Genomic DNA, 6,769 nt, shown 5'->3' with positions numbered 1-6,769 from the left:
AGATGCATCAAGCCACCACGAAGTGGTTTTGCATGGCTTGATGCCTGTAACAGGAAGCCGAAGGCTGAACTGTTACGTATAAGGATGGAATGTGAGAAAGTGGGCTGCGCTGCATTTCACAGTAAAATTGTATTGAGAGTAAAATCCTTTGTTTTTCTACACAGGCATAAACAGATGTGTTATAGTAGAAAAACATAGGATTTTATTGTTTTTATTATTTGAAATAAAAACGATACGCGAGGATACAAGGAGTTTGAAGCGGACTTGTCCGCTTTGCTTCCGAAAAGGGGGACGTGATGAATCAGCCGAAGATCAATTATCAGAAAGAACTGGAAAGGCAGCTGGAACAGATCAAAGCAGACGGACGGGTGCCGAAGCTTCTGCTGCATAGCTGTTGTGCGCCTTGCAGCAGTTATGTATTAGAATACTTAAGTGAATATTTTGAGATTACCGTGTTGTATTATAATCCGAATATCTATCCGGAAAGTGAATACAGGAAGCGTGTCATAGAACAACAGAAGTTTATTGGTGATACAGATAGCAGGCATCTAATTTCATTTATTGAGGGGAAATATGATACGAGCCGGTTCTATGCGATGGCAAAAGGATTGGAAGAGATCAGGGAAGGCGGCGAGCGGTGCTTTAAGTGTTATGAACTAAGGCTTCGCGAGACGGCAGAACTGGCGGTACGAAAAGGGTTTGATTATTTTACGACAACGCTTAGTATCAGTCCGATGAAAAATGCGCAGAAATTAAATGAAATCGGAGCGCGTCTGGAAAAGGAGTATGGTGTGCATTATCTGTTTTCAGATTTTAAGAAGAAAAATGGATATAAACGCTCGATTGAACTTTCAGGAGAGTATGGATTGTACCGTCAGGATTACTGTGGATGTGTGTTTTCTATGCGGGAATAAGAAATAAATATACTTTACATTCACACGTTAATATGGTAAACTATAACGAACTGCTAAGTGATGCCCCAAAGGGTATGCATTTACAGGCAGTCTGTGAACAATAACGATTCATTTATTTTTACAAATCAACAGAAAAGAGGAACATGAGATGGCACAGTTATGGGGCGGACGTTTCACTAAGGAAACAGATCAGCTGGTATATCAGTTCAACGCATCCATTTCTTTTGACAAGCGCTTCTATGAGCAGGATATCCGCGGCAGTGTTGCACATGTGACTATGCTGGAGAAACAGGGAGTCCTGAAGGCGCATGAAAAGGACCGGATTATCGAAGGGCTGGAATCGATCAAAAGAGATGTAGAAGATGGTACATTAGAGATTACAGATAAATATGAAGACATACATAGTTTTGTGGAGGCAACTTTGATTGAACGGATCGGGGATGCAGGCAAGAAGCTGCACACCGGACGGAGCAGAAATGATCAGGTCGCTCTGGATATGAAGCTGTATGTAAGAGATGAGGTTCAGGAGCTGGATAAACTGTTAAAGAGTCTTCTGGAAGAACTGCTGAAGTTGATGAAAGAGAATCTGGATACTTATATGCCGGGATTCACACATTTACAGAAAGCGCAGCCGATTACATTGTCGCACCACTTAGGAGCTTATTTTGAAATGTTTAAGCGAGACCGGCTGCGTATGAGTGACATTTATAAGAGGATGAATTATTGTCCGCTGGGATCAGGGGCGCTGGCAGGTACGACCTATCCGCTGGACAGAGAATATACATCAGAGCTTCTGAACTTTTACGGGGTAACGCTGAATAGTATGGATTCTGTAGCAGACAGGGATTATCTGATTGAACTGCTGTCTGCAATGTCTACGATTATGATGCATTTGAGCAGGTTTTCCGAAGAGATCATCATCTGGAATTCCAATGAGTATCAGTTTGTAGAATTGGATGATGCATATAGCACCGGAAGCAGCATTATGCCGCAGAAGAAGAATCCGGATATTGCAGAACTTGTCCGAGGTAAGACAGGACGTGTATACGGGTCGCTGATGTCGCTTTTGACAACAATGAAGGGGATTCCGCTTGCGTACAACAAGGATATGCAGGAAGATAAGGAATTTGCCTTTGACGCGATTGATACGACGAAGGGGTGTCTTGCATTGTTTACAGGAATGATCAGTACTATGAAGTTCAATCCGAAGAGGATGGAGGACAGTGCGAAGAATGGATTCACCAATGCAACGGATGCAGCGGATTATCTGGTCAACCACGGCGTGCCGTTTCGGGATGCTCACGGAATTGTGGGACAGCTTGTCTTATATTGTATCGAGAAAAATATTGCGCTGGACGATATGAGTCTGGAAGAATTTCAGGCGATCTCCCCAGTATTTGAAGAGGATATCTACGAGGCAATCAGTATGGAAACCTGTGTGAAGATGCGCAATACTATTGGAGCGCCGGGACAGGAAGCTATGAAGAAGGTTATTGCGTTGGAGGAAGCATATCTGGAAGAAGTGTAAATCTGATCAGGAAGTGAGGAGAAGGATTATGGAACAGAAATTAAGAGTTGGTATATTGGGAGCTACTGGAATGGTCGGACAGAGATTTATTTCTCTCCTTGAGGATCATCCATGGTTTGAGGTTGTAACGGTAGCGGCAAGTCCGCGTTCCGCAGGCAAGACTTATGAAGAAGCAGTAGGAGGACGCTGGAAAATGACAACACCGATGCCGGAGGCAGTGAAGAATCTGGCCGTGTTAAATGTGAATGAGGTGGAAAAGGTTGCAGCTACAGTTGACTTTGTATTCAGTGCAGTTGATATGACAAAGGATGAGATTAAGGCAATCGAGGAAGCCTATGCAAAGACAGAGACTCCTGTCGTATCCAACAACAGTGCACATCGCTGGACGCCGGATGTACCGATGGTCGTGCCGGAGATCAACGTAGAACATTTTGGGATTATCGATGCACAGAAGAAGCGTCTCGGAACAACACGAGGATTTATTGCAGTAAAACCAAACTGTTCTATACAGAGTTACACACCGTGTCTTGCTGCCTGGAAAGAATTTGGTCCGAAGGAAGTTGTGGCAACGACATATCAGGCAATTTCCGGAGCAGGTAAGACCTTTCAGGACTGGCCGGAAATGGTAGAGAATATCATCCCGTATATCGGCGGTGAGGAAGAGAAGAGTGAGCAGGAACCACTCCGTGTACTGGGTACAGTTGGGGAAGATGCGATTATCAAGGCTGACGCGCCGAAGATTACATGCCAGTGTATCCGTGTGCCTGTATTAAACGGTCATACAGCGGCTGTATTCGTGAATTTTGAGAAGAAGCCGACAAAGGAACAGTTGATCGAGAAACTGCTGAGCTTCAAAGGATTTCCGCAGGAAGCAGAGCTGCCGAGCGCTCCGAAGCAGTTCATCCAGTATCGTGAAGAGTGTGACCGTCCGCAGGTGAAGATGGATGTGGACTATGAGAACGGTATGGGCGTTACAATCGGACGTCTGAGAGAAGATTCCATGTTTGATTTCAAATTCGTGGGACTGTCTCATAATACAGTCAGAGGCGCCGCGGGCGGGGCTGTGCTCTGTGCAGAGGCATTGACTGCAAAGGGATATATTGCTAAGAAATAGGTATGGCATTGGAACTATACAATATATACAGAAATTATAGAAAAAAATTCCGATAGGACAATTTTCACAAAAATAAAAGGGCTGATTTTCCGCTGCATGTAGATGACATGGAGCGGAAAATCGGCTTTTTTTGAAAACAATAAAAAATCTTTTTGTCTAAATCGTACATTGACAAAAGACTATCTGAAAGGTATCATCTAGGTACTCGTCTTAGGACACATCTTTTATTCATGGGAGTTTCTTCCCGGTATCCAGAACGAGTAATGTTGTACAACATAAAAATAAACGAAAAGTGAAGATGAAGAAGGAGAGGTTATAAGAAGGCTGATAAATAAAGAGAGATAAAGAGGTGTTTTCCGGTACAGGTGATACAGGAAAAAATGAGACATGAAAAAAATAATACGTATTTTAATTGGAAGCATTCTGGTTATCGGAAGTATGCTGTGTTTTTTTTACCCTGATTTGCGGGATTTCAGGCTGCAGCAAGAGGTAAGACATATTACGGAGGAACTATCTCTGCCAATATCCAAACAACAATTTCCGCATGCAGACTATTCTGATGACAAAGGAGAATCTTTGAGGAACTTATGGGAAAAGCTTACGGCATATAATCAGAGACTTATCAGTGAGGGCCAGAAGCTAGAGGACACGTGGAGCTATGAACAATCTCCGGTTACAACGGGAGATATGCCGATGGAAGATTTCATAATCGGTTCGATTTATATTCCAGACATGGATGTAAGTCTTCCGCTGCTTCTGGGGGCATCCGAAGAGAATCTGGCAAAAGGGGCAGCGGTACTTTCTGAAACAAGTATGCCTATTGGAGGGAAAGATACCAATTGTGTGATTGCAGCTCACCGCGGCTGGAACGGAAGTGCATATTTTCAGTATATCGAACAGATGCAGACAGGGTCGAAGGTGTATATCACAAATCCATGGGAGACATTGACGTACGAAGTAACGAAGAAGATGATAACGAATCCGTATGAATTGGAATCCATTATGATTCAGAAGAACAGGGAAAGGGTAACGCTGATTACTTGTCATCCTTATGCAAGTGAAGGTCCACAGCGCTATATTGTTTCATGCGACAGAGTAAAAAGCGGCGGGGAATGGGAAAATGAAATTTCTGGGACAATTCAGAAGGAACAAGTAGAATTAACGGATCTGGCTGTTTCAGAGATAGATGAAAAAGAAGAGAAGAAATCTTATTTCCTGCTTGTCTGGGAAAGACGTTTGCGGATGCTGGTGCCGATGTTTACCCTGTTGCTGGTAATTAGGATATGGTATAAAAGCAGAAAAGAGGAGAAATGGCTATGAAAAAAATTTTTATGAAAAAAATGAGTGCACTTGTGCTTGGTATGTCAATGCTTGCAATATCGGCTGTAAATGTATCTGCAGCTCCGTCAGACTGTATTGATGTGAATGCAAAAGCGAGTTTTACGATTCACAGATATGATGCAGCAGCTGCAAAGGAAAACGGCATAAGAATAGAAACAGCCGGATTTGCCAGTAATGGGAAAGAAGATCCCACAGCGGAAGAGGATTTGAAAAATAATGTGATTCAGGGGGTGGAATTTACTTATGCAAAGGTGGGGGATATTAATACAGACAGTGAAGGGGGAAGACTTCAAGTGCTGTATGATATTCCAGAGAAGCTTGAGAATATATTAATGTCAGGAGAAGGACGGGAAGAAAATCAATACACATCAACGGAATTGAATCAGGCGCTTTTGCGAACGCTGTCAGACAATACAGCGGGAAAGACTGCTCTGGAGAGGTTTATGGCAGAGACAGACGGAAAACAGGCAATGCCGCTGACTGATGATAAGGGAGAGACAAAAGCGGCGGAACTTCTGCCCGGTCTTTACCTTATTGTGGAAACGAAGGTTCCGGCTAATGTGTATACAACTACGGATCCGTTTTTTATGTCTCTGCCAATGACAGATGAGGAAGGGGATGCATGGTTTTATGACGTAGATGTGTATCCTAAAAATCAGACCGATTATCCAGATTTGGACAAGCTGGTGAAGCAGCATGATGATGTGAAGAAAGGCGCTCCTTATGAGGATACGGCAACAGCGTCATGCGGAGAGATTCTGGATTATATTTTTGTTTCCCATTTACCTAGTATTACGTCTGAGGCAACTTTTCTGGAACAATATACATTTGAAGATATGATGGATTCTGGTTTGGCATACAATGATGATTTTGAAATATATTTTTTTGATAGTGAGGAGAGTGCACGGTCGAATATCAGAGAGCAGGCTAAGGTAACATGGGAGAAAGGGACACCTAATTTCACAGTGGAATATGATACGGAACCGATAGACAGCAGAAGTGAGAAGACACATAAATCTTTTCGTACGGCAACAATCCGCATGACAGAGGAGGGATTGAAAGAGATCAATTCCAGATTGTCCCGGATGTACATGACAGTATCTTATTCTTGCACCGTAAATTCTGATTCTATGGTAATTCTTGGTGATAAGGGAAATGTCAACGATGTGGAGCTGACATGGAACCGTACAAGCAGTGAATATACGGATACGATTAGAGACAGGGCAAAGGTGTATGTTTTTGGGCTGAATATCAAGAAAAGCTTTGAACAGCAGGAAGGCGGCAAGGGAGATCCGAAGCAGGTACAATTCATTCTTCAAAACAAAACAGACGGATACTTTGTGACGGCGGGCGGCAGTGAAGATGGTGTGTATTATATTACAGACGGTATAAAGGCGGAAGATGAGAAACAGGCATCCGTGTTTGTGCCGTCAAAGGACGGAACGTTAAAGATTAACGGTCTGGAGGCAGACACATATGTATTAACGGAAATTGCTACAGATGACGGATATTCTCTTTTGAGAGAACCAATGACAGTAGAAATTAAGTGTACTGTGGATGATATAATTCCGTCAAAGCCGACTTTATATGACAGCTCAGCAACAGTGAGCAGCCTGATTGAATCAGAAGGTGAGCGTGCAAGAGCAGAGGTAGATCAAAGAACGGCGAATATGAGTGAATATCAGCGGGAAGACATCGTATCAACAAATGCAAGAGCAGATCTGAACATTTTAAACAGCCGTTCTTTTAAGCTTCCTCAGACAGGAGGTTACGGGACAATATTCTTTACTCTTGCCGGATGTGGCTCAGCATTGACAGGTGTGATTCTTTTAACAAGAAAGTCCGGGAAGGACAAGAAAGAAGTGTAAAGCG

5 protein-coding genes are annotated in these 6,769 nt (G+C 43.1%); all 5 read left to right on the top strand.

Annotated elements, in window-relative coordinates; all coding sequences use genetic code 11:
- The first annotated feature begins 296 nt into the window (after positions 1-296).
- The 5 genes from NFS18_RS10345 to NFS18_RS10325 all read left to right on the top strand — a co-directional run bounded on the left by NFS18_RS10345 (position 297) and on the right by NFS18_RS10325 (position 6,765).
- A complete protein-coding gene (locus NFS18_RS10345) occupies positions 297-914 on the top strand; it encodes an epoxyqueuosine reductase QueH (RefSeq protein ID WP_251389971.1) in 618 nt (205 codons plus the stop codon).
- 148 nt (positions 915-1,062) lie between these two features.
- Positions 1,063-2,442, top strand: coding sequence for an argininosuccinate lyase (gene argH, locus NFS18_RS10340; RefSeq protein ID WP_251389970.1), 1,380 nt, complete (start codon positions 1,063-1,065; stop codon positions 2,440-2,442).
- Positions 2,443-2,470: 28 nt separating this feature from the next.
- On the top strand, positions 2,471-3,556 hold the full coding sequence (gene asd, locus NFS18_RS10335) for an aspartate-semialdehyde dehydrogenase (protein WP_251389969.1): 1,086 nt from the start codon (positions 2,471-2,473) through the stop codon (positions 3,554-3,556).
- Between the two features lie 387 nt (positions 3,557-3,943).
- On the top strand, positions 3,944-4,876 hold the full coding sequence (locus NFS18_RS10330; protein ID WP_251389968.1) for a class C sortase: 933 nt from the start codon (positions 3,944-3,946) through the stop codon (positions 4,874-4,876).
- Positions 4,873-6,765, top strand: coding sequence for a SpaH/EbpB family LPXTG-anchored major pilin (locus NFS18_RS10325; protein ID WP_251389967.1), 1,893 nt, complete (start codon positions 4,873-4,875; stop codon positions 6,763-6,765). Before NFS18_RS10330 ends, NFS18_RS10325 begins: the two co-directional genes overlap by 4 nt.
- Positions 6,766-6,769: the final 4 nt, after the last annotated feature.

It is taken from the genome of Mediterraneibacter agrestimuris, from assembly GCF_943193195.1.
Lineage (GTDB): Bacteria > Bacillota > Clostridia > Lachnospirales > Lachnospiraceae > Schaedlerella > Schaedlerella agrestimuris.
This window is presented reverse-complemented; position numbering and strand designations above follow the sequence as displayed.

Coding starts and splice junctions, on each gene's coding strand:
- NFS18_RS10345 (WP_251389971.1), top strand. CDS start 297: ATGAATCAGCCGAAGATCAATTATCAGAAAGAACTGGAAAGGCAGCTG.
- argH (WP_251389970.1), top strand. CDS start 1,063: ATGGCACAGTTATGGGGCGGACGTTTCACTAAGGAAACAGATCAGCTG.
- NFS18_RS10325 (WP_251389967.1), top strand. CDS start 4,873: ATGAAAAAAATTTTTATGAAAAAAATGAGTGCACTTGTGCTTGGTATG.
- asd (WP_251389969.1), top strand. CDS start 2,471: ATGGAACAGAAATTAAGAGTTGGTATATTGGGAGCTACTGGAATGGTC.
- NFS18_RS10330 (WP_251389968.1), top strand. CDS start 3,944: ATGAAAAAAATAATACGTATTTTAATTGGAAGCATTCTGGTTATCGGA.